The organism is Kitasatospora sp. NBC_00458 (assembly GCF_036013975.1).
In the GTDB taxonomy this organism is placed as follows: Bacteria; Actinomycetota; Actinomycetes; order Streptomycetales; family Streptomycetaceae; genus Kitasatospora.
This window is the reverse complement of the sequence record NZ_CP107904.1, coordinates 282113-306004: the sequence shown is the minus strand read 5'-3', so window position 1 is coordinate 306004 and position 23892 is coordinate 282113. Positions and strand designations below refer to the sequence as shown.

Sequence of the window (23892 nt, the reverse complement as noted above, 5' to 3'; positions counted from 1 at the left end):
CTACCGGCGGTGCAGCCGGGACTCCCAGGAGTAGGTGTACTCGAAGGCGACGTCGAACGACTGGGTCATCGACCGCGCCGGTCCGGTGCCGCTCTCCGGGCACAGCATCGTGGTCGCGGCGTAGCCGCCGGAGCTCGCGTGGACGCAGAGCGACCACGCGTACCAGTCACCCGCGAGCCACACGTCGCGGCCGGGCGCGGTCCCGCCGGGCGACAGCAACGACCACCCGTACGTGCCGGGTTCGAGGTACAGGCGGCGCCCGGTGCAGTGAACAGCCGGCGTGACGGGGGCCGGCAGCGGCTCCAGCACGCCGTGGCCGCCGATCGACTCCCGCCCGGTGCCGGCCTCGCAGGCGCCCTGCGGGGCGGGGGCGGTGCCCAGGGCGATGGTGCACAGGGCGAGCGGCGAGAACGGCCCCCGGCGCATCGCGGTCTCCTCCGCGCCGGTCACCGGTCGCCGGTCAGCCCTGCGAGGCGCAGAGGGCATAGGTCTTCTCGGCGTGCAGCACGGACTCCAGCTCGGGGTAGCCCAGCTGGCGGTAGCTGTAGTAGGCGACGGTGTACTCGACGTCGCACCTGTAGGCGGCGGCCTCTTCGAGCGGCTTGGGGTCGACGGTGGGCGTCACCACCGTGGTGCCGGGCGGGGCGGCCGCCTGGGCGGCGGCCGTCCCGGTGAGGGCGGCGACGGCGCTGAGCGCGAGGACGGCGAGCGAGCGGACGGGACGGTTCATCTCCGGCACACCTTTCGGGGGGAGTCGGTCTGCTCCGCATTCTGGTCGCAGGGGTGACCGCCTTCCCATCCCCGAAGTCTGGGATGACCACCGGGACGGCGGGCCTTCGGAGGCCGCCGCGCCCGGCGCGCCGCTCGCTCCCCGCGCGCCGCTGCGCCAGCCGCCTCCGGCCTCGGGTCAGAGCCCGGCGAGCAGCTCGCGGCCCTCGGGCCAGTCGCCCAGCCCCGAGTCGGAGTTGAGGTGCCCGTACGCGCCGGGCTCGACGTAGCGGGAGCCCCAGGCGGCGGCGAAGTGGCGGGCGCGGTCCGGCGTGACCCACGGGTCGTCGCTGCTGGAGACCACGACGGAGGGGAACGGGAGGCGGGGCAGCGCGACCGGGCGGAACCCCAGCAGCGGGGGGACGTCGGCGTGGTCGATGTCGGCGGGGGCGACGAGCAGCGCGCCCCGGACGGCGGCGGTCCGTTCGGCGGGTGCCGCTGCCGCCCAGCGCGCCACCGTCGCGCAGCCCAGGCTGTGCGCCACCAGCACCACGGGCCCGGCGGCGGCCGCCGCGCCGACCGCCGCGTCCACCCGGGCCACCCAGTCCTCCGGGTCCGGGTGCTCCCAGTCCGCCTGCTCGACGCGGACGAACGCCGGGTCGGCCGCCTCCCAGCGGCTCTGCCAGTGGGCCGGGCCGGAGCTCTGGTAGCCGGGCAGGACGAGGTAGGTGGTGCGGTCCGACATCGGGGCGGACTCCCTCCAAGATCAACGGGTGCGGGCAGCACGGAGTCTAGGCGTCCGCCGCCCAGGGGGCGCACGCCGTCCACGACCGGCGCGCGTGGCAGCCGACACGCTGCGGGACGCCCGTGCGCCCTGTTGCGCGGGCGCCGCCCGGTGCGGGAGGTTGGTCGCGGCCCGCGCCGGTGCAGACCGAGCGGGCCTGCACCGTGTCCGACGATCGATCGATTCGGAGGGATGTCGGCGATGGCATCGAAGATCCTGCTCGTCACCGGGGACGCCGCGGAGTCGCTGGAGGTGTTCTACCCCTACCAGCGGCTGCGCGAGGAGGGCTACCAGGTCGACATCGCGGCTCCGGCCAGGAAACGGCTGCAGTTCGTCGTGCACGACTTCGTCGAGGGGTTCGACACCTACACGGAGAAGCCCGGCTACACCTGGCCCGCCGACGTCGCGTTCGCCGACGTCGACCCGGCCGAGTACGTGGCCCTGGTGATCCCCGGCGGCCGCGCTCCCGAGTACCTGCGCAACGACCCGGAGGTGCAGCGGATCGTCCGGCACTTCTTCGAGGGCGAGAAGCCGGTCGCGCAGATCTGCCACGGCCCGCTGATCACGGCCGCCGCCGGCGTGCTGGCCGGGCGCACCAGTGCCGCCTACCCGGCCCTGGAGCCGGACGTGAAGGCGGCCGGCGCCGCGTACGTGGACGGCGAGGCGGTGGTCGACGGCGTGGTCGTCTCGGCCCGCGCCTGGCCCGACCACCCGGCGTGGCTGCGGGCGTTCATCGAGGTGCTGCGGGTGAAGGCCCCGGTCGCCTGATCCGTTCCGGGGCCGTTTCCCGCGCCTCCGACCGTCACGCGGGTCGCGGCCCCGCGACCCGCGCGCCGGCCGGCCGGGATCCCGTCCCGGACCGGCCGTCAGCCGCCGGAGGTGCGGGGCACGCCCGTGCCGTACCCATGAGCGGCGCCGACGCGCGGCGCCGGGGCCGGGTTCCGCGCCGAGGACGCCCGCGCAGCGATGCCGCTCACGGCCTCCCCGGGAGCGCGCCCGGAGGGTCGCCCAGTCGCTGGTCGCACGGCTCGTTCCCCTCCCGGCCGGCCCCGGGGTGTGGAAACGCCGGAGCCCCCGTCGCGGACTGCGACGGGGGCTCCGCTCGGGCCGGGGTCCCTACTCGAAAATATTCGGGACGGGGATCTTGTTCGTGCGGCGGTTGCTGTTCCAGGCGGAGGCGACCGAGAAGTGGGCGGCCTTCAGCCGCCCCATGGTCCCGTCGCCGTGGGTGTTGCCGTTGGTGGCGATGGTCTGGATCTTCGCGCGGAAGGACGCCGGATCGCCCTGCCGCTTCAGCTTCTCCGCGAGGTCCCTCGGCTTGACCACGTCGGAGTGCCTGGCCGCCACCGTGGCGATGCCGCCCACCGTGACGGAGTCCCAGGTGTCCGGGGTGCGGCCCCACGCGTCCTCGGCGATGGTGAGCGCCAGGTCCAGCGTCTCGGGGCCGTACTCCGCGACGATGTTGAGGATGCCCTTGATGCCGCGCAGGCCGTTGGTGGTGCGACTGCCGACCTTGAGGCTGTGCTTCTCCAGGACGCTGTCGGTGTCCACGAAGAGCGGGTGGCCGGCGAGGAGGCCGATACGGTACTCGTCGTTGGCGCCGACCTTGGAGGACTCCTTGTTCTTGATGATGAACATGGACGCCTCGTTGGCCATCGACAGCTTCGCGTGGACCTCGCAGGTGATGGCCTCGACGGCCTTGCGGACCTTGACCGGGGCCTTGACGTCGCCGTTCAGGATGAGCTGGCAGGCGTGGATGCGGTGCATCCCGTCCACCGCGTAGCGGAACCGGTCCAACCGGAGGGAGAGGATCGGTGTGCCGATCGCGGTGGGGACCAGCTTCTCGGCGATGGCCTTCGCGCGGGCCCTGTTGAGGTTGCGCTGCGCGCGGGGATCGAACTTGACGGTCCTCGGGTCCACCTTCTCGTACGAGATCGGGTGGTCCGGGATGTCGTAGCTGTAGTTCCTGGATACGGGCATGACTCTCCCACTTCCTGTGCCAGCACCCATGCGTGGGTCACTGCGGCACGGTGGTGTCCGGACCCTTCTGCGGGCCACTGCGACGCTTGAGCAACGACCGTAGAAGGTCACATGCATGACGAAACGTCGATCTTCTGATCCGACCGGAGTTGATGGAGATTGATCGGAGTGCATGGCTTTCGGTGATATCGAAGGCGCCGATTTCGACGTACTGCGTCTGAACGGTGCATCGGATGGGATCCGAGGGCGGCACAAGAGGGCCGGTCGCTCTCCGTTCCAGCCGTGGCGGTCGTCGACCCGGTGGGTCGACGGGGACCACGGCGGACTCCGGTACCGCATCCCCGCGAGGGCTCCCGTCGGGTCGCCGGCCGGCCCCGGGGTGTGGGCGCGGAGCCGTGCCGTCGACCTCCCCGGGCGGCCGCCGTCGGCCTCACCCCGGTGTCGGCGACGAAACGGACCCTGACTCGCGACTCACCCTCAGGGTGGAGGGACACGCCAGGAAGGATCGGGCCAGGGGCGGAGACGGTCTGGACCTGGGGCCGACGATTCCTTCGTGCACACCTGCCAGAGTGTCAGCTGTCGGAAGCGGCAGGGGTGTTGACGGCACTCGTGGGTACTGACTCGGGAGGCGGCATGGGCGGGACGGACAGGGGAGCGGTGGACGGCCGGGGGAGCGGGTCCCCCACGGCCGGGGCGGCGGGCGCCGGGCGCCGACGGCGGGGTGCGGCCGTCCGCGTGCTCGCGGTCGCGCTGGCCGGCGCGGGCCTGGCGGGTGTGGTCGCCCCGGCGGCCGGCGCGCACGCGGCGTCCGAACCGTACCGGGTGACGGTGGCGGGGCAGGGGGCGAAGAAGGGCGTGGACGGGAAGGCGCTGGACGCGGCGGTGCGCCGGATGGTGGAGCAGGGCGGGGCCTCGGCCACGCTGGTCCGGGTCAGCGAGCGCGGGCGGTCGGTGTGGAAGGGTGCGGCCGGCACCGCCGACTTCGCCACCGGGGCGAAGGCCTCCGCGGACGGCCGGTTCCGGATCGGCAGCGTGACCAAGACCTTCGTCGCCACGGTGGCCCTCCAGCTGGTCGCCGAGGGCCGACTGGACCTCGACGGCAAGGTCGAGCGGTTCCTGCCCGGCCTCGTGCCCGACGGGCGGAACATCACCGTCCGCCAGCTGCTCGACCACACCAGCGGCATCTTCAACTACACCGAGGACGACGCCTTCTCGTTCGACGAGAGCACCGGCGCGCTGCAGCGGTGGCTGGACACCGGCCGCTGGACGGCCTACCGGCCCCAGCAGCTCATCGCGATCGCCAACGCCCACCAGCCGTACTTCGCCCCCGGGCAGGGCTGGCACTACTCCAACACCAACTACATCGTGGTCGGGCTGCTGATCGAGCGGATCACCGGCCGCAGCTGGGCCGACGAGGTGGACCGCCGGATCGTCCGCCGGCTCGGCCTGACCGGCACCTCGATGCCGATCCACTCGACGACCGTCCCCGGCCCGCACGCGCACGGCTACTACAAGCTGTCCACCGGTCCGGCCGACGCCACCGAACTGGACCCGAGCATGGCGGGCGCGGCCGGCGCGGGGATCTCGACGACGGCCGACCTCACCACCTTCCTGACGGCCCTGCTCGGGGGGCGGCTGCTGCCCGGGCGGCTGCTCTCCGAGATGAAGGCGGTCACCCCGCAGAGCCAGGAGGCGCACTACGGCCTCGGCCTCCAGCGGAACCTGACCGCCTGCGGCGAGACCTGGGGCCACGCCGGCGGCGTTCCGGGCTACGACACGTTCATGTACGGCGACTCCGACAACCGCCGCCAGTTCGTCGCCTCGGTCAACTCCTACGACATGTCGGACATCGACGCCACCAACGCGGCATTCGGGCACCTGATCGACACTGCCGCGTGCGGTGGCCCGCCCCCGGCCCCGGTCTCGGCGGAGTCGCCGGTCCTGACTCCGGCCGAGTCGCCCGTCGCGGGTCCGCTCGACTGACCGCGCCGGGCCCGCCTGACGCCGTCGGGCCCGACCGGGTCCGACAGGCGGGCCCGGTCGGACGGTCCGGGGTCCTTGATCGGGCCGTCCGCCGGGGATGCCATCATGGCCCGGACCTGATGGGCAGTCGTCACCTGGAGGACGAGATGGCAGAGCCGCTGATAGCCGAGGTCGCGGGCCGGGTCCCCGCCGTGGACCCGACGGCGTTCGTCGCGCCGAACGCCGTCGTGGTGGGCAGCGTCACGGTCGGCGCAGGGGCGAGCATCTGGTACGGGGCGGTGCTGCGCGGGGACGCCGAGGCGATCACGGTCGGACCGGGCAGCAACGTCCAGGACAACTGCACCCTCCACGCCGATCTGGGCTTCCCGCTGGTGATGGGCGAGCGGATCTCGGTCGGGCACAACGCCGTCCTGCACGGCTGTGTGATCGAGGACGATGTCCTGGTCGGGATGAACGCCACGGTGCTGAACGGTGCCCGGATCGGGGCCGGCTCGCTCGTCGCGGCCGGTGCCGTGGTGCCGCAGGGCATGGAGGTCCCGCCCGGCTCCCTGGTCGCCGGCGTCCCCGCCAAGGTCCGCCGCGAGCTGACAGAGGAGGAGCGCGGCGGCATCAAGTTCAACGCGGAGGGGTACCGCCTGCTGGCCGACGGCCACCGGGACATCCGCCCCGTGCCGCCGGCCGCCGGTCTGCCCGGATAACCGCCCCGCCTCGGCGGCCCCGCCTCCGCTGCCCGGCCGTGCTCTTTGCAAAGTGCGATTTCACTTTGCAAAGAGCACGCCGGGGCGGCTCGCCACCCGCCGCACCACCACCCGACCGGGCCGCCCGGTCACGCGGCGGTGCGGCGGTGGTGGTGGTGGGGCGGTGCGGCTCAGCGGCCGGTGCCGGCCGCCACGCGAATCACGTCGTCGCCCGCGGGTGCCGGCCCGGGAACGACCGCGACACCGGGGTCCGGTGCACCGGCGACCGCCCCGCCCGCGGCAGCCCCGCCTGTGACCGCCCCACCCGCGATCGCCCCACCGGCGTTCGCCCCACCGGCGACCGCCACACCCGCGACCGCCCCGCCCGCGACCGGCGGGCCGCCCACCCGTTTCCTCCCCCGCCGGTCGAGGGCCCAGGCGAGTACCGCGATCACCGCACCGGACGCCGCCAGCCCGGATCCGACCAGGGTCGGCGAGGTCCAGCCGAGCCCGGCGTCCAGGGCGAGCCCGCCGAAGAACGCACCCTGGGCGTTGGCCAGGTTGAACGCGCCCTGCACGGTCGCCGAGGCCAGCGTGGGCGCGCTGCGGGCCTCCCGCATGACGAGGGTCTGCACGGCCGGCACGATCGCGAAGCCGAACAGCCCGACCAGCACCACCGTCAGCGCCGCCGACCACTCGGCCCGCGCGGTCACCGCGAACAGCGCCAGTACGGCGGCCAGCAGCAGGAACGCGACGCAGACCGTCGGCCGCAGCGCCCGGTCGGCCGCGTACCCGCCGAGCACGTTGCCGATCGTCATCCCCACCCCGAACAGTGCCAGCACCAGCGTCACCGACCCGGTCGCGTAGCCGGAGACCTCGGTGAGCAGCGGGGCGATGTAGCTGTAGCAGGCGAAGAACCCGCCGCAGCCGAACACCACGGTGGCCAGCGCCAGCCAGAGCTGCCCGTTGCGGAACGCACCCAGTTCGTGCCGGAGCCCGCCCTGGGCGGGGGAGGGCAGGTGCGGGACCAGCCGCGCGATCGCCACCGTGCCGGCCACCCCGATCACGACCACCACCAGCATCGTCGCCCGCCACCCCAGGTGCTGGCCGAGCAGGGTCGCCGCCGGGACGCCGATGATGTTGGCCACGGTCAGACCGGAGAACATCACCGCCACCGCGCGGGCGCGCCGGTCCGGGGCGACCAGTTCGGCCGCGGCGACCGCCCCGGCACCGAAGAAGGCGCCGTGCGGGAGTCCGGTGATGAGCCGGGCGGCGGCCAGTGACCAGAAGTCGGGGGCGAGGGCGCAGAGCAGGTTCCCGGCGGCGAAGAACCCGGCCAGGGCGACCAGCACCGCCTTCCGGGGCCGCCCGGCGGCGAGCGCGGTGAGCAGCGGGGCGCCGACCACCACGCCGACGGCGTAGGCGGAGATCAGCCAGCCCGCCTGCGGGATGGAGACGTCCAGACCGTCGGCCACCTGGGGGAGCAGCCCCATGGCGGCGAACTCGGTGGTTCCGATGGCGAAGGCGGTCACGGCCAGGGCGACCAGCGCGAGAGGCAAGGGGATACTCCGGAACGAGCGGGAGGAGTCAGGATTGTTCGGGCGAAATCCTAATCCGGTCGGATGACCACACTGTGTGGCCGTCATGGCGGGCCGGTGACCTTCGGGGGTCGCCAGTCGGGCGCTCGCGCGCGAGACTGGGACCATGTGCCGCAGTATCAAGACGCTGAGACCGCCGGTGACGCCCGATGCCTCGGAGGAGGACTTCCGGGCGGCAGCCCTCCAGTACGTGCGGAAGGTCTCCGGATTCCGGGCCCCCGCCGCGCACAACCGGGAGGCGTTCGACCGGGCCGTGGACGCCGTCACCGAGGCCACCGCCCGGCTGCTGGCCGAGCTGGAGGTCCGCGGCGGCACCGCGAGTCCCGCCAAGGCCACGGTCTAGACGGTCGGGACGGTTTCAGGGCGGTCCTGGACGGTCGTGGACGGTGCAGGGCCGGTCGCCGGGGCGGAGACACCGCCGGACGCCGCGGCGAACGCGGCGACGGCGGGCGATGTGGAACGGTCACCCGTGACCGGAAGTGACGAGCAGGAACCAGGAGGCCGGCGATGAGCTCAGCCATCCGTTACGCACTCACCTTCCCCGGCACCCCCGGTACCCAGGCGCCGCAGGACGTCGTGGTGGTCGCCCGCACCAGCGCGACCGGCCCCGGCGGCCACCCGGTGTACGAGGACGCCAGCGGCATCGTCCGGGCCGAGATCAGCGACGCGGGGGAGGTCCGGATGCTCGCCAGCGGCGGCCACCAGACACCGCACCTCCCGGTCCACGCCGAGCCGCTGCCCTGATCCGTCTCCCGTGCCCCGCGCGGGTGGCCGCCTCCGCGCCGACGCACCCGCCGACGCGCCTGCCGACGCGCCTGCCGCCGTACCCGCCGACGCACCCGCTCGCGCGGCCGTCGGGCCGTACCCGTCGGCGCGCCGTACCGCCGCTGTCCTGAACCCGCCGGACCGGCGGCGCCCCCGGCACGCCGTCGGGCAGAATCGCGGGCATGACCACAGCGAGCTGGCAGGGCGCGATCATCGCCGAGAGCGACGACACCACCGTCGTCGAGGGCAACCACTACTTCCCGGCGGACTCGGTCCGCGCGGAGTACCTGCGGCCCTCCGACACCACCACCGTCTGCGGGTGGAAGGGCACCGCCGCCTACTACACCCTGGACGTCGGCGGGCTGACCAACCCCGACGCGGCCTGGTACTACAGCGACCCGAAGCCCGAGGCGGAGCACGTCCGGGACCGGGTGGCGTTCTGGCGCGGCGTCGAGATCACCGAGTAGTCGGGCCGGGCCGGGCCGGGCGGCACGTCGCGGTAGCGGGACCGTCACAGGACCCGGACACCGGGGGCGCGTACTGCGGCGCCCGGCCGGGTACCGGCAGAACATGGCAATCTTCAGGAAGCCGGGACGCGGCGGCGAGCCCGAGCCGACCCCGGACCGCGTGGCCGACGAGCTGGCCGAACTGGTCGAGGAGCTGGAGCGTCCCGCACCGGAGGCGCCCGGCGGCCCCGTCGGACAGGTGGTCGAGTACGGCGCGGGCGTCGAGTACGGCCGACGGCGCGGCGCCCGGCTGGTCTCCGACATCGCCCGCCGGCTCGGCACCGGCGGCAAGGCCGCGGCCAAGGGCGCCGCGTACGGCGGCCGCGCCCTCACCGACCAGCTCCTCCACGCCGCGCCGCGCATCCCGGTCCGCAACCTCGCGACGCTGCGCTCCCAGCACCCCAAGGCCACCGACCCCGAGAAGCTCGCCGAGCTGCTGGTCCTCGGCGCCTCCAGGGCGTCCAGCGCACTCGGTGCCGGGGTCGGCGCAGCGGCGATGCTCCCGGTGCCGCCCGCGATGCCGGTCGAGATCGCGGCCGAGACGCTCGCGGTGGCTGCCGTCGAGATCAAGCTGATCGCGGAACTCCACGAGGTCTACGGCGTCCCCGCCCACGGCACCACCACCCAGCGGGCCACCGCCTACGTCACCGCCTGGGCCAACCGGCGGGGCATCGACGCCACCCTCCTGGTCAAACCGGCGGGGCTGGCCGCGATGGCGCTCGGCTCCGAGGTGCGCCAGCAGGTCCGCCGCCGGCTCACCCGCAGCTCGCTGCGCCGGCTGCCCTCACTGACCCCCCTGCTGGTCGGCGCGGGCATCGGTGCCACGGTCAACCGCCGCGACACCCGCAAGGTGGCCCGTGAGGTCCGCGCGGACCTGCGCGGCCGGCTCCCGGTGGACCCGGGCTACTGGGAGGCCGCCGCCCCGGCGCACCGCGGAGGCGCGGGCGGCTGAGCGCGCCCCGAGGGGGCGGGACGGCGATCGCGGGCCCCTACGACCGCCGTCCGGCGACCGCCGGGGCCCGCGACCGACCGTGCCGTCGTCGGCCGCTCCGCGGTCGAGGGCCGCGCGGTGGAGGCCGCAGGGGCTGGGCGCGCCGGGACGGGGAGCATAGGAGCCGGGACCGCCGGGGCCGGGGCCTTTGAGTCGGGACCCCGAGAGTCGGGACCCCGAGAGCCGGGGCCCTGTGAAGCCAGGGCCCCGGGAACCGGGGGGCGAGTGGCCCCCGGGGAACGCCGTCAGCCCGCCGGTGCCGCCGGCGCTCCGGCGCCCCGCCCGGACTTCACGGCGTTGACCATCGCCTGGTGCACGGCCCGCGCCGTGCTCTCGTCGGCCGCCGGAACCGGGCTTCCCGCCACGCTGTACCAGTCCAGGGCCCCCGTGTACTGCACGGTGAGCCGCGCCTCGCCGTCCACCCAGGTGGTGTGGACGGTGAGGTCGCCGGAGATCGGGCCGACCTCCGTGGTGGTCACCCCGCCCGGCCCGCTGATGATCGACTGGGTGGTCCAGGTGGCCCACGAGGCCCGCGGATCCACCGGGGGCTCCACCGCCCCGGCACCGACCTGCCCGGCCGCGTTCCGCCCTGCTGCGCCCTGCTGCTGTTCGGTCATGCGCCCATCCTCCCTGGGTCCTGTCTCTTCGGATCTTGCCGGGGTCGCGCCGCCGGAGCACGCACTTCGCCGGCTCGTCGCCGGCCGCCGACGGCCCCCGGCCTTCGGCCGTGAGGTGCCCCCGTCCTCCGCACCGCCGGTGCACGCACTCCGACACCGTGCGCTGATCCGACGGGATCCGAAGGAGGGGACCCAGCCGGTCCGCCGCCGCTCACGGGGTGGCACCGGCGGTCGCGGAGGCCGCCCGGGGAGCGGGCGGCCTCGTGGCAACTCTCGCGTCGGGGCGGTCAGCCGCCCGCCCCCGGCTCCTCCACGGGCTCGCCCTCCGCCTGGGAGGTGTCCTGCGCGTGCTGGTTCTGCATCGAGGTGACGCCCTCCTCGGGGTCGGCCGCACGGACGTCCTCGTCCCGGTCGGCGCCCACCTCGGAGCGTGCGCTCATGTCGGTCATCGCGGGCTCCTCTCCTCGGCCGGCCGGGCCACCCGGATCCGCTCCGACACGCCGTGGCGCCGGGCGGCCACCGGACCGGTGTGCTGTCTCGCCCCTCAAGCCTGCCCCTGTGCCCGCGCCACGGCCAACCGGACCGGTCCGGACGTCGGGCGGGCGGGCCCGGTCCAGGGTTTCCAGGCCCGCCCGCCGTCTCGTCTGCCCGGTCGCCGGGGGACTATTCCTGCCCTCCCGGTCCGCTCGGGCAGGGTCCTCCTAGCCGCTCCCGCACCCGCCACTCCCGCCGCACCCGCCGCTCCCGCTCCCGCCGGGCCTCCGCCTTCGGGTCCCGCCCTCAACCCGCCGATCCCGCGCGCGACGACCGATCCCGCCCGCGCACGCCGCGACCGCGTCGGGCCGGGCCGGTGGAGGCGGAGCGAAGCGGGCCCGCCCGCGGGCACCGGCGGGCGACGGCCGGACCCGGGGCGGGCCCCGTCACCTCACCAGGCGACCGGCAGCGACTTCGGTCCGTAGATCACCGCCTCGGTGCGGAACTCCAGCTCGCTCTCCGGCACCGCGAGCCGCAGCCCCGGCAGCCGCCGGAACAGCGTGGCGAGTGCGATCTGCAGCTCCGCCCGGGCCAGCGGCTGGCCCAGGCACTGGTGCACCCCGAAGCCGAAGGCGACGTGCCGTCGCGCGTCCCGGTCGAGGTCCAGCTCGTCCGTGGGCAGCCGGTCCCCGCCGCCGAACAGCTCCTCGTCCCGGTTGGCGGTGGACAGCATCGCGATCACGCCCTCCCCGGCCCGGACCAGCGTGTCGCCCAGCTCGACGTCCTCCAACGCCACCCGGGGTACGCCGGCGTGCGCGATGGTGAGCAGCCGCAGCAGCTCCTCCACCGCTCCGGGGAGGGCCGCCGGGTCGGCCAGCCGGGCGGCCTGCTCCGGATGGCGCAGCAGCATGGCGGTGGAGAGTCCGATCATGTTGGCCGTGGTCTCGTGGCCGGCGACCAGGAGCAGCACACCGGTCGTGGCGATCTGCCGCGGGGTCAGGTCGTCGCGGGCCGCGAGCCGGCTGAGGATGTCGTCACCGGGGTGTTCCCGCTTCCGGACGGCGAGCTCGCCGAGGTAGTCGAGCAGCTCGATCCGCGCCCGGGCGGTCTCCTCCCGCCCGGCCTCGATGCTGAGCAGCAGCCGGCTGCGCTCCTGGAACGCCTCCCGGTCCGCGTACGGGACGCCGAGCAGGAGGCAGATCACCAGGGAGGGCACCGGCAGCGCGAAGTGGGTGACCAGGTCGGCGGGCGCGCCCGCGGCGGTCATCCGGTCGAGCGCCTCGTCCACGATCCGCTGGATGGCGGGGCGCCGCGCCTCCACCCGCTTGATCAGGAAGTCGCCGGTGACCATCCGGCGGAGTCGGGCGTGCTCGGGGTCGTCGAGCCGGACGAAGGAGGGGGTGACGGCGAGGATCTCGCGCTGTCCGGTGGTGAGGAACGGGAACCCGGGCCGCCGGACGTCGGCGCTGAACCGGCTGTCGGAGAGGACCGTGCGGACCTCCTGGTAGCCGGTGACCAGCCAGCAGGAGGTGCCGTCGGGCAGCTCGGCGCGGCTGACCGGGCCGGTGGCCGCCGCCTCGGTGTAGGCGGGCGGCGGGTTGAACGGGCAGCGGGTGTCGTGCCGGGCCGGGAGCAGCGGGGCCTGGGTGGTGGGTGTGCTCGTCAAGGTGAGGTCTCCTTGGATGACGACGTGGGCACGTTGTGGTGGGGGAGGGGCAGCGGCGGGGCCTCAGGGCTACCTGGCGGGGCCGTGCCCGGCGTGCCCGACGGGCTCGGCGCCCTCGGTGACGGTGATCGCGCCGCCCGGGCAGAGCTCGGCGGCGAGCCGGACATCGGCGTACTGCGCCGGTTCCGGAGCGGTCGGACGGATCCTCACGAGGCCGTCCTCGTCGTCCTGTTCGAAGAACCCCGGCACGGTCATGACGCACTGGCCGGAGCTGCAGCAACGGTCCGGATCGACGCTCACCTGCATGGTCGGACACCTCTCATTGGTGTGGCACCGGACGGCCCAGGCCGTGCCGCCCCTTGTTGTCGGTGTCAACCTAGCCGCAGCCCTTGTCGCATACGAAGAGTGAGCGGCGGCCCTGCGCAGAATGGCCGGTTTCCATCTCTGATGCTGAACGGGCTTGAGGAAAAGGAAGTTTGAGTGACCGTCGGATCCGCCGAGGTGCTGCCGCGGGGGACGGCTACCTGCCGCACGGCCCGGGCGGGAGTCCACCGGGGCCGCCGGCCGGGGCAGGCCGTCCTCACAGTCCCTCAGCTGCCGCGATCTCCCGGACGGCGGCCACGGTGTCCGCCTCGGCCGCGGCCTTGTCGGGCCGGTAGCGCACCACCCGTGCGAAGCGCAGCGCCAGCCCGGCCGGGTAGCGGGGGCTGCGCTGCACGCCGTCGAAGGCGATCTCCACCACCAGTTCCGGCCGCACCCGCACCGCCCGGGCGTCCCGCTCGACCTCGCGGGCCAGCAGGGCCCCGGTCTGCCAGGCGAGCGTCTCGTCGGTGAGTCCCTTGAACGTCTTGCCGAGCATCACCCACGGGCCCAGACCGGCCTCGCCCCCGGCCCGGGCACCCAGGTGCAGGTTGCTGAGGAAGCCGCGCCGCCGCCCGCTGCCCCATTCGGCGGCGAGCACCACCAGGTCCAGGGTGTGCCGCGGCTTGACCTTGATCCATCCGGCGCCGCGCCGGCCCGCCTGGTAGCCGGCGTCCGGATCCTTGACCAGGACCCCCTCGTGTCCGCGCGCGAGGGCGGCCCGGAAGAAGGCCAGTGCCTCGTCGTGGTCGCCGGTCTCGGTGTGCGGCACCCGCAGCTCCGCCGGGACGGCCCCGGACAGCGCGGCCCAGCGCTCCCGGCCCGGCCGGTCCACCAGGTCCTCGCCGTCCAGGTGCAGCAGGTCGAAGAAGTGCGCGCTGAGCGGGACTTCGGCGCGCAGCCGGTCCGGATCGCGGCGGGCGGCGGTCCGGGCGGCGGTCTCCTGGAAGGGGCGCGGACGCCCGTCCGCGCCGAGCGCGATGGCCTCCCCGTCCAGCACCGCCGACCGGACCGGCAGGGCCAGGGCGGCCTCCACCACCTCGGGGACCCGGGCGGTGATGTCGTCCAGCGAACGGGTGAACGCCGCGACCTCGCCGCCGTCCCGGTGCACCTGGAGCCGGATGCCGTCCAGCTTCCACTCCAGCGCGGCCGGACCGGTGATCCGCTCCAGCGCCGCCCCGACCTCCGGTGCCGAGGCCGCCAGCATCGGCCGGACCGGGCGGCCCACCTCCAGCCGGAACCGGGCCAGCGCCGGGACGCCGCCCGTCAGCGCCGCCGCCGCGACGGCCCGCGCCGAGCCGCGGAACATCAGTGCCCGGCGCACCGCTGCCGCCGGGACGCCGGCGGCCCGCGCCACCGCGTCGGCCACCACCGCGTCCAGCGCACCCTGGCGCAGGTCGCCGACCAGGACCGCGCGCAGGAATCCCTGCTCGACGTCGGTGGCCCGCTCGAACAGTCCGGCCAGCAGCCGGTGCCGTCCGGCCTGCGCTCCGGCGCCGTGCACGGCCGCGATCTCCTCCAGGATCCGCTCCGTCTGCCGCACCCCGAGCACCGGTTCGGCGGCGGGCGGCGGCAGGTCCCGCAGGGCGGCCGGTCCGATGCCGGTCCGCAGCCGCTGGGACTCGCCGGAGAGCAGCACGACCGCTGCCGGGGCCTCCTCCGGGCCGAGGTCGCGCAGGCACTCCGCGAGCAGGTCGGTCTTGGCCCGTCGCCCGGGCTCGGCCGCCACGGCGCGGGAGGTCAGGGCCAGGTGCCGCAGCAGCATCGCGGGCTCCTCGGGAGACAGGGAGGCGGGGAGGGGGAGGGGGAGTGACGGAGGCGGGCGTCCAGCATCGGCGACGCGGGCCGATCGCGCGAGGCGGACACGCCCGGCTCGCCGCTGCGCCCGTCGGTCGCTCTGCACCCGCCGGTCGTCCTGCGCCTGCCCACCGCCGTGTCTCGCCCACCGCCCCGCCCGTCCGGACGCCACGGTGGCAAGGACGCCGCCGGTCGGGGCGATCGCCGTTCGGCGGCGCGGCGCCCGCCGGACGCTGCCCGGATGGAGCGGTACCCGGGGCGTTCTTGGCCGGACTGTCGATCGGCCGCGGCCCGACGGACCGTCATGCTGTCCCGCGACCGCAGAACCGCCGCGCACACCGGGGAGCCCGTATGACGTCCGTGACCACCGCCGCCCGCTGGACCGTCGAGGCGCCGGGGAGCGGCGACTTCGCCGCCTGGCGCGAACTGTTCCGCGGGTACTGCGAGTTCTACCGGGTGCCGGCGTCGGACGAGAAGGCCGGGCTGGTCTGGTCGTGGCTCTCCGACCCGGCCCACGAGCTGGACGGCCTGGTGGTCCGCGACACCGACGGCACGCCGGTCGGCCTGGCCCACTACCGCCCCTTCGTCCGGCCCCTGCACGGCGCCGTCGCGGGGTTCCTCGACGACCTCTTCGTCGCCCCGTCCGCCCGGGGCGCCGGAGCGGTCGACGCCCTGCTCGCCCGACTGCGCGAGATCGCCGCCGAACGCGGCTGGAACACCGTCCGCTGGATCACCGCGGACGACAACCACCGGGCCCGCAGCAAGTACGACCAGGTCGCCACGCGCACGATGTTCGTCACCTACGACATGCCTCCGGGCGACTCCGCCGCCGGGCGCTGACGGCATCCTGCGGGGCACCCGCGGCCGCCCGCCGCCCGCCTGGATCCGCCCGCCGGGACGCGGACCCCGCCGGGAAGCGCGTCCGCCGGCCGGCCCCGTCAGCGGGCCCAACGGAGCCGGTCGTAGACGAGGGCCACGGTGCCGTGCTCGCCCGCGGACCGGCTGACGAGCGTCCGCCTCCCCGTCGGCGGGCCGTCGACCGCGAGGCGCGGCGGGCCCGGCGGCGGGCGACCTGACCGGAGCGGAGCCACGGTCCGGCGCCCGGTGGTCGGGGGCGGCGGCCGACGTCCGTCGGACGTCCGGGGTGAGGGCGGGGGCGGGGCGTGGAACCGCGGCCGGGCGCTCCTTCCCCACCCCTCGCCACGGTTCTCCGAAGGTTCTCGGAAATTCGTTCGTACTTTTTGTTATCCCGCTTCCGCCCCGAGGTCTCCCAGGTGTCGGTACCCTCCCGACGGACCCGGACACAGGAAGCGTGCGCAGGTGAACAGCGAAGACCGGACGACCATCCTCCCCGCTACCGGACGCCACGGCGGCGCCGGTGGGCGTGCCGCGCGGCGGGGCGCCGAGCGGCGCCGCGGGCACGGCCGCCGCGGTCGGCGGCGCGGCGGCCTCGGACCGATGGTGGCGGTGGTCGCCGCCGTCGCGGGAACCGGGGTGATAGCCGCCCTGGCCGGTGCCGGGTACGCGGTGTACCGGGGCGACGAAGGCGAGGACGGCGGGGACCAGGCCGTGGCCGTGGCCTACGAGCCGCTGATCGCGGCGGAAGCCGGTGACCAGAACGGCATCCAGGTCCCCGGGGCGGGCATCGGCGACCTGGCCGCCGTCGCGGCGGCGGGCAGCCCGCCCGCCGGCGATCCGGCCCACGCGGCGACCGCGGCCCCGGCCACCGGCACCGCGTCCGCGACGCCCTCCGCCTCCACCGGCACGCCCGGACAGTCGGCCTCGGCCGCGCCGTCCTCGGCCTCCGGCACACCGCGCAACCCCACCGCGAGCCCGACCGCCCCCTCCCCCACGAAGCCGGAGTCCCCGGCCGCCACGACCACCGCCGCCCCCACCACCGCCAAGCCGTCCGCGACCAGCGCCCGGCCGACCACCACCGCCGGTCCGGGCGGGGCGAACGCGCAGTTCGCCCAGCAGGTGGCGGACCTGGTCAACGCCCAGCGCGCCCAAGCCGGCTGCGGCCCGCTCTCCGTCGACTCGAAGCTGACCGCCGCCGCCCAGGTCCACAGCGAGGACATGGCGAACCGCGGCTTCTTCGACCACGCCAGCCCCGAGGGCAACCACGCGGACCAGCGCATCGAGGCGGCCGGCTACCGCTGGAGCAGCTGGGGCGAGAACATCGCGCGCGGCCAGAAGGACCCGGCGGCGGTGATGGAGTCGTGGATGAACAGCCCCGGCCACCGGGCCAACATCCTCAACTGCTCCTTCAAGCAGATCGGGGTGGGCGTCCGGACGGGCTCCGGCGGTCCCTGGTGGACGCAGGTCTTCGCCTCGCCGTCGTGACCCCGGGCCCTGGTCCGGGGCCGGCTCCGGTCCCCGCTCCGGCCCCGGTTCCGGCCCCGGTTCCGGCTCCTCCCCGGGCCGGGACCGGCCGCCGAGAACACCCCCGCTGACCTCGGGTTTTCCGAATCCGCGCGAATTGTTGTTATCTGAGCACTCCCCAGAGGTCTCCGAGGAGGCAACGGCGGACGGACGACAGCAAGACGGAGTGCGGACCCATGAACGTTGACGTGCAGAGCAGGACCGGGACGACCCTGGTGCTCGCGGCCCAGGCGGGCGACCCGCAGGCGCGGGAGGCGCTGGTCGCCGCCTGGCTCCCGCTGGTCTACAACGTCGCAGGCCGGGCGCTGAACGGCCATGCCGACGTGGACGACGTCGCGCAGGAGACGATGATCCGGGCCCTCGACGGACTGGACGGGCTGCGCGACCCCGAGGCGTTCCGGTCCTGGCTGGTCGCGATCACCATGAACCAGGTCCGCCGGCGGTCGACCGGTCAGCAGCAGGCAGCCGTCGGCGGCCTCGACGAGACCTGGGAGCTGGCCGACCCCCGCGCGGACTTCACCGACCTGACCATCCTCCGCCTCGGCCTCTCCGGCCAGCGCCGGGAGGTCGCCGAGGCCACCCGCTGGCTGGACGCGGACGACCAGGAACTGCTCGCCCTCTGGTGGCTGGAGGCGTGCGGCGACCTCACCCGCGCCGAACTCGCCGAGGCGCTCGACCTGACGCCCCAGCACGCCGCCGTCCGGGTGCAGCGGATGAAGAAGCAGCTGGAGGCGGGCCGGGTGGTGGTCCGTGCGCTGACCGCCTACCCGCGCTGCCCCGAGCTGGCCGAACTCACCGCCGGGTGGGACGGTGCACCCGACTCCGTCTGGCGCAAGCGGATCGCCCGGCACATCCGGTCCTGCGCCTCCTGCGACGGGCTGGGCCGCGACCTGTTCCCGGCCGAGGGACTGCTGGCCGGGCTGGCGCTGGTGCCCGTGCCGATGGACACGCCGACCGGACTGGCCCTCCAGGCCGCGACCGCCGCGGCCAACTCCTCCGCCGCGTCCTCCGGGGCAGCCGCGGGCGGGGCGGGTGCCGGAGGCGGCTCGGCTCCCGGCGCGGCCTCGCCCGGCGGGACGGGCACGCCTCCGGCCGACCCCGCGGGGGGAACGGGCGGCTGGGCCGAGTTCGCCCGCCGCAAGACCGTCCTGGCGGGCGGGACGGCCGCCGTGCTGGCGGCGGCCACGCTCGCGATGGTCTGGCCCCACCATCCGCAGCCCGGGGAGACCGCACCCGAACCGACCACTCCGGCCGCCGCTCCCGACACCCCGTCGGCCGCCGCGATACCGGCGCCGCCCGCACCCGAGCCCGAGACCCCGACCACGGCCCCGTCACCGACGGTCGTGGTCACCCTCGCGTCCGCGCCCGCCGAGCCGCCCGCACCGAGCACCCCGGCGGCCACCCCGACCCCGAGCCCCAGTCGCCAGGCCGGCCCGCCGCCCAGCCTGGAGCGCCAGTTGGTGGACCTGGTCAACGCCGAGCGCGCCAGGACCGGCTGCGGCCCGCTGCGGATCGACCCGAAGCTGCACGCGGCCGCCCAGAAGCACGCCGAGGACATGGTGGCGCGCGGGTTCTTCGACCACACCAGCCCGGACGGCACCCGTGCCGACTCCCGGCTCGGCGCGGCCGGCTACCGCTGGTCGCAGTGGGGCGAGAACCTCGACCGGGGGCCGACCGCCCCCGCCGTGGTCTTCTCCCGCTGGATGGACGGGGGCATCCACCAGTCGAACATGCTCGACTGCGCCTTCAAGGACGTCGGCATCGGCGTGGCCACCGGACCAGCCGGCCTCTACTGGACCCAGGACCTCGGCGCCCCGCTCGGCTGACCCCCACCGGACCGGCGCCGACCCTCATCGGCCCCGGACCGGACCGGCGCCCACCGGCGCCGACCCTCACCACGGCGCGCCGGTGGCTCGGCCCAGGGCCGTCAGGACGACAGTCCGACCAGCCCGGGCGCCTGCCCCGTCACGTACCCGGTCGCGTCGCCGACGACGCCGCCGGCGTCCCCGACCTGGCCCGGGAGGGCGTCCGGGACCGTGGCCGGCACGCTGCCCTGGAGCGGCCCGGTGAGGTCGCCCTGGCCGCCGACCGCGGAGGCGTGGGCGCTGGGAGCGGTCAGGGAGGCCACGACGCCCACGGCGAGCGAGGCGACGGCGAGCATGCTGCGCTTCTTCATGCCCCGTCCAACGACGCTGCGCCACTCGGGTTACGGCCCGGCGGTCGTGTCCGGGTCGCGCCTCGCGCCCCCGGCAGGGCCCGGAAGCGTCCCGGAGCCGACCGAGCCGTCGGAAGGCCCGCCGGCCGGCCCCGTCGCCGGCACCGCGCCCGGTCGCCGGTGCCACCGGGCGTGCCGCTGCGCCCGCCGTCGGCGGTCCCCTCAAGGCTGTCCCCTCACGGCGGTCCCCTCACGGGTGTCGCCGGACGCGGTCGGCCGCTGCCCGGGACCTGCCGGGACCGGGCGGGACCGGAGCGGCGGGCAGCAGCCGGTGGAGTGCGCGCCGGCCACGCCGCCGCAACGAGCGGGCCGGGGAGTCCCGGCCCGCCGTCACTCCGGAGCCGTCGTCGGGGCGTCCGCGGCCGCGCCGCTCAGCCGGACCGAGCCGAGGATCCGGTCCACCACGAACACGGTCTCCTCGGACGGCCTGCGCATGCAGGCCGTCAGCTCGACGACCGTCGGCCGGGAGTCCACCACCACCGTCCGGTACCCGCGGAACGCACTGGTGCCCCCCTGCACGAGGCAGGACTTCTCCAGCGGGGCCTCCGTGAGATCGATCGCCTGGCCGGCCTGTTTGCCCGCCAGGGCCGGATCGCGTACGAGCGTGAGGCCGACCAGGGCCCCGCCGTCCTCCAAGCTCCCGGAGGCGAGGCAGAACCGGTCCCGCGTTCCGTTCCGGATCGGGCAGCCCGCCTCGGGGACGATCGGCTGGCCGGCGGCGTAACCGAAGGCGGCGGTGCCGTCCCTGCGGTTCGTGCCGGGCACCGACAGCCGGTACCAGTCGGGCGGGATGTCGACGATGACCCCGCCCAGGTCGGGGAACCGGACCGGCCCGCCGGTCTCCGACCCGGTGGTGCGGTCCGGCGTGGGGCTGGGCGACGCGTTCGACGGCGCCCCGCCGGGCGCGGCCGGGCCTGCGGAGCCGGGAGCCAGCGCCGTCCCCGAGGGGCTCGGTGCCAGGGCGGGTGCGGCGGCCAGCACCGCGGCCGTCAGCCCGGTGGCCAGCCCGGCCGCGAGGGCGGCGGTCCGGCGCCGCCGCCGGGTGCGGGCCGCGCGCTCGCGGATCCGGTCCATCCGGTCGTCGGGTGCCGCGAGATGGGGGGCGGCCAGCTGGAGCAGGATCCGCAGCTCGTCCTCGTCCTCGACCCCGGGCGCCGGCGGCCTGCCGTAGTCCGGGCCGGACTCACGCCCCGTCACGGTGTCCTCCGTGCATCAGCAGCTCGCGGGTCGGCAGTTTGCCCCGCAGGGCCACCAGGGCGCGGTGCGTCTGGCTCTTGACCGTGCCCGCGGTGCAGCCCAGCGCCTCGGCGGTCTCCTCCACACTGAGGTCCTCGAAGAAGCGCAGGACCACGGCGGCCCGCTGGCGCGGCGGCAGTGCCCGGACCGCGGCGGCCACCACCTGGCCGACCACCACGTCCTCGAACGGGTCCGCGTCGACCGGCGGTTCGGGCAGCCGGTCGTGCGGCAGTTCCCCGTGCCAGCGGCGGCGCCACCAGGAGACGTGCGAGTTCACCAGCACCCGTCGGACGTACGCCTCGGGCCGGTCGATGGAGATCTGGTCCCAGCGTGGCCAGACCTTGGCCAGGGCGGTCTGCAACAGGTCCTCGGCCAGGTGCGGGTCGCCCGTGAGCAGCCACGCCATCCGGAGCAGCCGTGGGCTGCGGGCGGCGACGAACTCCTCGAAGTCCGGTGTCGCGTCCCTCATCCTGCCGCCCCCGCCATGCCGTTCCCGCCGTCGTGTCCGTCGTCGTGTCCGTTGTCGTGTCCGTAGTCCTCGCCGCCGTGTCGGCGGCGGAGGTCCTGCCGGTCGGCCGGGGCCGCCGTGTCCTCGCTGTCGTTCTCACGGCTGCTGAACGCGCCGGGGACCGATTTCGGTTGCCTTCCGGGGGTGACTTTCCGGCATCCGGCCGGACCTCCGGCACCGCGGCGGGCTGGCGCGGCCGGGCAGGCGCGGTGCGGACCGGGCGGGGCCCTCCGCCCAGCACGGCCGGGCGGTTCGGGGCGGGACGGGGCGGGGGCGACTCGGGCGGGCCCGGCCCCCCGGGGGCCGCCATCCGTCCCGCAGCCCGGATGCGTCCGACGGCTCGTCCCAGGGGCGGCCGGACTCGGCCGGTGCCGGGGACCAGGGCCGGGGGACCGGAGCCGGGCCTGAGGCACCGGCACACAACGGTGGACGGCCCGCGAGCCGGCCGGGACTCGGCCGGGCGGCGGGCGGGCCGTGGGCACCACGATCCGCCCCTGCGCGGGGGCCGTCCAGGGGCGCGCGGACGGCGCCCGGGCGCACCGACCCGGCGCGTCGGGTCGGCCGACCCGGTCGGTGGACCGGGTCGGTCCCTGCGGCCGGTACGCGAGGCCGGTCCCTGCGGCTGGTCCCTGCGGCCGGGGCCGCCCGGGGTGGAGCGGTCAGAGCGTTCCGGAGCCCTGCGGCACGTCGGCGGCCCGCAGGGCGGCGCGATCCACCTGGTCCACCGTCCAGTCCGGGTGGCCCGGCATCGGCGGCGTCTTCTCCCCGTACAGCCACTCCGTCAGGAACCCGCTCAGCCGCTGCCCCGAGACCTCGTCGGCGGTGCGCAGGAAGTCGGCGGTCGTGGCGCTGCCGTTCCGGTACCGCTCCAGGAAGGCCCGCTCGATCCGGTCGAAGACCTGGGCGCCGACCCGCTCCCGCAGGGCGAACAGCACCAGCGCGCCGCCCGTGTACCGCTGGCTGTCGAACAGGTTGGCGGCGGTCGGCGCGGCGACCGGCCCGGAGTCGCGGCGCCACTGGTCGCCCTTGGCGTACACGGCCCGCATCCGGGCCGTCAGGTCGGTGAAGCCGGAGGAGTCCGGCCACCCCCGCTCGTAGCGGTACATCAGGCCGTAGAAGTCGGCGTGGCCCTCGTTCAGCCAGAGGTCGGCCCAGGCGCCCGGGGTGACGCTGTTGCCGAACCAGGAGTGCACCAGCTCGTGCACCATGTGCGAGCCGATCAGGTTCTCGGGCTGACGGAGGAAGTTCGGCTTGTAGAGCGTGAGCGTCTGGGTCTCCAGGCCGGTGAAGTCGAACGCCGCCGGGTCGTCGGTGTCGGCGGGCAGCAGCCCGTACGTCTCGAAGGGGAAGCGGCCGAGGTGCCCCTCGACCCAGGCCAGCTGCCCGGGGGTCAGCGCCAGGGCGGGCTCCAGGGCGGCGGCGCGCTCGGTGGGGACGACGTCCCGCAGCGGGATCCCGCCCGGTCCGCGGCTCTCGCGCACCGTGTACCGGCCCACCGACACCTGGACCAGCTCGGTCGCCATCGGCTCGCGCGACGCGTACCGCCGGGTGGTGGAGCCGTCGGAGTGCTTCTCGGTGGCGGTGAGCAGGCCGTTGGCCACCCCGAACAGCCCGTCCGGCGCGGTGACGGCGACGGCGAAGCGGGCCTTGTCGCCCGGGCGGTCGTTGCACGGGAAGACGGTGTGCGCACCGTCCGGCTGACCGGCCACCGCGAAGCCGTCGGGCGTCACCACCCAGCCGGTGTGCGGCAGCGCGCCGCGCGGGTCGGCCGTGTACGCGACCTCCACCCGCAGCGCGGCGCCGCGCCGCACCGGCCGGGCGGGCACCACGGTGAGCTTCTCGTCGTGCTCCCGGAACTGCGCGGGCCGGCCGTCGACCCGGACGGAGCGCACGTCCAGCCCCAGGGCGTCCAGCTCCAGGGCGCGCAGTGCGGTGAGCGCCCGGGCGGTCAGCACGGTGGTGCCGTCCACGGTGCGGGTGTCGGCCCGGTACGTGAAGGCGAGGTCGTAGGCGAGCGCGTCGTAGTCGGTCGTGCCGAGCCCGGGGAACACCGGGTCCCCGGTGCCGCCCCCCGTGCCGGGGCCCACGTCCGTACCCGCCCCCGGGCCGGCGCCCGGCTCCGCGGCGGCCGGGACCGGCGGGGCCAGGGCGAGCAGCGCCGCAGCGAGCGCGGCGGCGAGGACGGAGCGGTACCTGGACAAGGCGATCACCTCTCTCGTGTCGTTCGGCCCGCAGCACGGACCGGGCACACCCGGTTCCGCAGCGCGACCCTACCGACACGGAACGTAGCAGAGGGGTCCGACAACCCCGCCCGGTTCCGGCCGATCCCGGAGGCCCCGACGGAGCCGCGCGACACGCGGCCGTCCCCCGGACGGACCACCGTGGTAGCCGAGCGGCTGCGCAGTGTCATAGGTTCGAAGAGCTCCACCCCCTGACGGGAGGGGCCACGGCCGCCGGACCTGGCCAGGTCCGGCGGCCGTACTCATGCCTACGGTCGCACCCGTGCCGCGCGCCCGCACCCGCTCCGGGCGCCGTACGGACGCCCCCGCCGCAGTGCCCCCGCCGTGCTGCCCCCGTTGTGCGCAGCGGCCGTACGCACCGGCCGTACGCGTCCACCACCTCGTAGGCTGGGCAGCCGCGCCGGC

24 protein-coding genes are annotated in these 23892 nt (G+C 75.7%); 10 read left to right on the top strand and 14 right to left on the bottom strand.

Features of this window, described 5'->3' with window-relative positions:
- The 3 genes from OG550_RS01395 to OG550_RS01385 all read right to left on the bottom strand — a co-directional run bounded on the left by OG550_RS01395 (position 1) and on the right by OG550_RS01385 (position 1453).
- Complete coding sequence (locus OG550_RS01395; RefSeq protein ID WP_327673604.1) at positions 1-426, bottom strand: hypothetical protein; 426 nt, start codon at positions 424-426, stop codon at positions 1-3.
- A 34-nt stretch (positions 427-460) separates the two neighbouring features.
- Positions 461-730, bottom strand: a complete 270-nt coding sequence (locus OG550_RS01390; RefSeq protein WP_327673602.1) for a hypothetical protein — start codon at positions 728-730, stop codon at positions 461-463.
- A 177-nt stretch (positions 731-907) separates the two neighbouring features.
- Positions 908-1453 (bottom strand): RBBP9/YdeN family alpha/beta hydrolase, encoded by a 546-nt coding sequence (locus OG550_RS01385; protein ID WP_327673600.1) that lies wholly within the window; start codon positions 1451-1453, stop codon positions 908-910.
- Positions 1454-1693: 240 nt separating this feature from the next.
- Between OG550_RS01385 and OG550_RS01380 the strand changes: the two genes are divergently transcribed.
- A complete protein-coding gene (locus OG550_RS01380; protein WP_327673598.1) occupies positions 1694-2260 on the top strand; it encodes a DJ-1/PfpI family protein in 567 nt (188 codons plus the stop codon).
- 348 nt (positions 2261-2608) lie between these two features.
- Here the strand turns inward: OG550_RS01380 and OG550_RS01375 are convergent, their stop codons facing one another.
- Complete coding sequence (locus OG550_RS01375; RefSeq protein ID WP_327673595.1) at positions 2609-3472, bottom strand: DUF6551 family protein; 864 nt, start codon at positions 3470-3472, stop codon at positions 2609-2611.
- Between the two features lie 633 nt (positions 3473-4105).
- Here OG550_RS01375 and OG550_RS01370 point away from each other — a divergent pair.
- Positions 4106-5455, top strand: coding sequence for a serine hydrolase domain-containing protein (locus OG550_RS01370; RefSeq protein ID WP_327673593.1), 1350 nt, complete (start codon positions 4106-4108; stop codon positions 5453-5455).
- Positions 5456-5601: 146 nt separating this feature from the next.
- The gene (locus OG550_RS01365) at positions 5602-6153 is read left to right on the top strand and encodes a gamma carbonic anhydrase family protein (RefSeq protein ID WP_327683627.1); all 552 of its coding nucleotides are present in this window, start codon (positions 5602-5604) and stop codon (positions 6151-6153) included.
- A 170-nt stretch (positions 6154-6323) separates the two neighbouring features.
- Here the strand turns inward: OG550_RS01365 and OG550_RS01360 are convergent, their stop codons facing one another.
- The gene (locus tag OG550_RS01360) at positions 6324-7691 is read right to left on the bottom strand and encodes an MFS transporter (protein WP_327673591.1); all 1368 of its coding nucleotides are present in this window, start codon (positions 7689-7691) and stop codon (positions 6324-6326) included.
- A 145-nt stretch (positions 7692-7836) separates the two neighbouring features.
- Here OG550_RS01360 and OG550_RS01355 point away from each other — a divergent pair, with 145 nt between their 5' ends.
- The 4 genes from OG550_RS01355 to OG550_RS01340 all read left to right on the top strand — a co-directional run bounded on the left by OG550_RS01355 (position 7837) and on the right by OG550_RS01340 (position 9953).
- The gene (locus tag OG550_RS01355; protein ID WP_327673589.1) at positions 7837-8073 is read left to right on the top strand and encodes a DUF2277 domain-containing protein; all 237 of its coding nucleotides are present in this window, start codon (positions 7837-7839) and stop codon (positions 8071-8073) included.
- A 164-nt stretch (positions 8074-8237) separates the two neighbouring features.
- Positions 8238-8474, top strand: coding sequence for a DUF6296 family protein (locus OG550_RS01350; RefSeq protein WP_327673587.1), 237 nt, complete (start codon positions 8238-8240; stop codon positions 8472-8474).
- Positions 8475-8677: 203 nt separating this feature from the next.
- Complete coding sequence (locus OG550_RS01345) at positions 8678-8962, top strand: DUF427 domain-containing protein (protein WP_327673585.1); 285 nt, start codon at positions 8678-8680, stop codon at positions 8960-8962.
- A 103-nt stretch (positions 8963-9065) separates the two neighbouring features.
- Entirely contained in the window at positions 9066-9953 is an 888-nt protein-coding gene (locus tag OG550_RS01340; RefSeq protein ID WP_327673583.1) for a hypothetical protein, read from the top strand.
- 284 nt (positions 9954-10237) lie between these two features.
- Here the strand turns inward: OG550_RS01340 and OG550_RS01335 are convergent, their stop codons facing one another.
- The 5 genes from OG550_RS01335 to OG550_RS01315 form a co-directional block, all read right to left on the bottom strand.
- Positions 10238-10534 carry a hypothetical protein gene (locus OG550_RS01335; RefSeq protein ID WP_327683625.1) on the bottom strand — a complete coding sequence of 99 codons (297 nt, stop codon included), beginning with the start codon at positions 10532-10534 and terminating at the stop codon, positions 10238-10240.
- Positions 10535-10896: 362 nt separating this feature from the next.
- A complete protein-coding gene (locus OG550_RS01330; protein ID WP_327673581.1) occupies positions 10897-11058 on the bottom strand; it encodes a hypothetical protein in 162 nt (53 codons plus the stop codon).
- 476 nt (positions 11059-11534) lie between these two features.
- Positions 11535-12749 carry a cytochrome P450 gene (locus tag OG550_RS01325; protein ID WP_327673579.1) on the bottom strand — a complete coding sequence of 405 codons (1215 nt, stop codon included), beginning with the start codon at positions 12747-12749 and terminating at the stop codon, positions 11535-11537.
- 69 nt (positions 12750-12818) lie between these two features.
- A complete protein-coding gene (locus tag OG550_RS01320) occupies positions 12819-13055 on the bottom strand; it encodes a ferredoxin (RefSeq protein WP_327673577.1) in 237 nt (78 codons plus the stop codon).
- A gap of 274 nt (positions 13056-13329) precedes the next feature.
- Positions 13330-14874 carry an ATP-dependent DNA ligase gene (locus tag OG550_RS01315; protein WP_327673575.1) on the bottom strand — a complete coding sequence of 515 codons (1545 nt, stop codon included), beginning with the start codon at positions 14872-14874 and terminating at the stop codon, positions 13330-13332.
- A gap of 383 nt (positions 14875-15257) precedes the next feature.
- On the opposite strand from OG550_RS01315, the gene OG550_RS01310 reads away from it, so the two are divergent.
- The 3 genes from OG550_RS01310 to OG550_RS01300 all read left to right on the top strand — a co-directional run bounded on the left by OG550_RS01310 (position 15258) and on the right by OG550_RS01300 (position 19114).
- A complete protein-coding gene (locus OG550_RS01310; RefSeq protein WP_327673573.1) occupies positions 15258-15746 on the top strand; it encodes a GNAT family N-acetyltransferase in 489 nt (162 codons plus the stop codon).
- Positions 15747-16226: 480 nt separating this feature from the next.
- Entirely contained in the window at positions 16227-17249 is a 1023-nt protein-coding gene (locus tag OG550_RS01305; RefSeq protein WP_327673571.1) for a CAP domain-containing protein, read from the top strand.
- A 215-nt stretch (positions 17250-17464) separates the two neighbouring features.
- Positions 17465-19114, top strand: a complete 1650-nt coding sequence (locus OG550_RS01300) for a sigma-70 family RNA polymerase sigma factor (protein WP_327673569.1) — start codon at positions 17465-17467, stop codon at positions 19112-19114.
- Positions 19115-19215: 101 nt separating this feature from the next.
- Here the strand turns inward: OG550_RS01300 and OG550_RS01295 are convergent, their stop codons facing one another.
- The 4 genes from OG550_RS01295 to OG550_RS01280 form a co-directional block, all read right to left on the bottom strand.
- Positions 19216-19464 (bottom strand): hypothetical protein, encoded by a 249-nt coding sequence (locus tag OG550_RS01295; RefSeq protein ID WP_327673567.1) that lies wholly within the window; start codon positions 19462-19464, stop codon positions 19216-19218.
- Between the two features lie 369 nt (positions 19465-19833).
- On the bottom strand, positions 19834-20700 hold the full coding sequence (locus OG550_RS01290; protein WP_327673565.1) for a hypothetical protein: 867 nt from the start codon (positions 20698-20700) through the stop codon (positions 19834-19836).
- The gene (locus OG550_RS01285; protein WP_327673563.1) at positions 20687-21208 is read right to left on the bottom strand and encodes a SigE family RNA polymerase sigma factor; all 522 of its coding nucleotides are present in this window, start codon (positions 21206-21208) and stop codon (positions 20687-20689) included. Before OG550_RS01285 ends, OG550_RS01290 begins: the two co-directional genes overlap by 14 nt.
- Before the next feature lie 698 nt (positions 21209-21906).
- Positions 21907-23448 (bottom strand): M1 family metallopeptidase, encoded by a 1542-nt coding sequence (locus tag OG550_RS01280; protein WP_327673561.1) that lies wholly within the window; start codon positions 23446-23448, stop codon positions 21907-21909.
- Positions 23449-23892 lie beyond the last annotated feature (444 nt).

What these genes read in the sequence shown, in the direction of transcription:
- OG550_RS01285 (WP_327673563.1), bottom strand. Translation starts at nt 21,208, where the DNA reads ATGAGGGACGCGACACCGGACTTCGAGGAGTTCGTCGCCGCCCGCAGC.
- OG550_RS01385 (WP_327673600.1), bottom strand. Translation starts at nt 1,453, where the DNA reads ATGTCGGACCGCACCACCTACCTCGTCCTGCCCGGCTACCAGAGCTCC.
- OG550_RS01295 (WP_327673567.1), bottom strand. Translation starts at nt 19,464, where the DNA reads ATGAAGAAGCGCAGCATGCTCGCCGTCGCCTCGCTCGCCGTGGGCGTC.
- OG550_RS01300 (WP_327673569.1), top strand. Translation starts at nt 17,465, where the DNA reads ATGAACGTTGACGTGCAGAGCAGGACCGGGACGACCCTGGTGCTCGCG.
- OG550_RS01345 (WP_327673585.1), top strand. Translation starts at nt 8,678, where the DNA reads ATGACCACAGCGAGCTGGCAGGGCGCGATCATCGCCGAGAGCGACGAC.
- OG550_RS01330 (WP_327673581.1), bottom strand. Translation starts at nt 11,058, where the DNA reads ATGACCGACATGAGCGCACGCTCCGAGGTGGGCGCCGACCGGGACGAG.
- OG550_RS01315 (WP_327673575.1), bottom strand. Translation starts at nt 14,874, where the DNA reads ATGCTGCTGCGGCACCTGGCCCTGACCTCCCGCGCCGTGGCGGCCGAG.
- OG550_RS01350 (WP_327673587.1), top strand. Translation starts at nt 8,238, where the DNA reads ATGAGCTCAGCCATCCGTTACGCACTCACCTTCCCCGGCACCCCCGGT.
- OG550_RS01320 (WP_327673577.1), bottom strand. Translation starts at nt 13,055, where the DNA reads ATGCAGGTGAGCGTCGATCCGGACCGTTGCTGCAGCTCCGGCCAGTGC.
- OG550_RS01370 (WP_327673593.1), top strand. Translation starts at nt 4,106, where the DNA reads ATGGGCGGGACGGACAGGGGAGCGGTGGACGGCCGGGGGAGCGGGTCC.
- OG550_RS01365 (WP_327683627.1), top strand. Translation starts at nt 5,602, where the DNA reads ATGGCAGAGCCGCTGATAGCCGAGGTCGCGGGCCGGGTCCCCGCCGTG.
- OG550_RS01380 (WP_327673598.1), top strand. Translation starts at nt 1,694, where the DNA reads ATGGCATCGAAGATCCTGCTCGTCACCGGGGACGCCGCGGAGTCGCTG.
- OG550_RS01310 (WP_327673573.1), top strand. Translation starts at nt 15,258, where the DNA reads ATGACGTCCGTGACCACCGCCGCCCGCTGGACCGTCGAGGCGCCGGGG.
- OG550_RS01375 (WP_327673595.1), bottom strand. Translation starts at nt 3,472, where the DNA reads ATGCCCGTATCCAGGAACTACAGCTACGACATCCCGGACCACCCGATC.
- OG550_RS01355 (WP_327673589.1), top strand. Translation starts at nt 7,837, where the DNA reads ATGTGCCGCAGTATCAAGACGCTGAGACCGCCGGTGACGCCCGATGCC.
- OG550_RS01395 (WP_327673604.1), bottom strand. Translation starts at nt 426, where the DNA reads ATGCGCCGGGGGCCGTTCTCGCCGCTCGCCCTGTGCACCATCGCCCTG.
- OG550_RS01340 (WP_327673583.1), top strand. Translation starts at nt 9,066, where the DNA reads ATGGCAATCTTCAGGAAGCCGGGACGCGGCGGCGAGCCCGAGCCGACC.
- OG550_RS01390 (WP_327673602.1), bottom strand. Translation starts at nt 730, where the DNA reads ATGAACCGTCCCGTCCGCTCGCTCGCCGTCCTCGCGCTCAGCGCCGTC.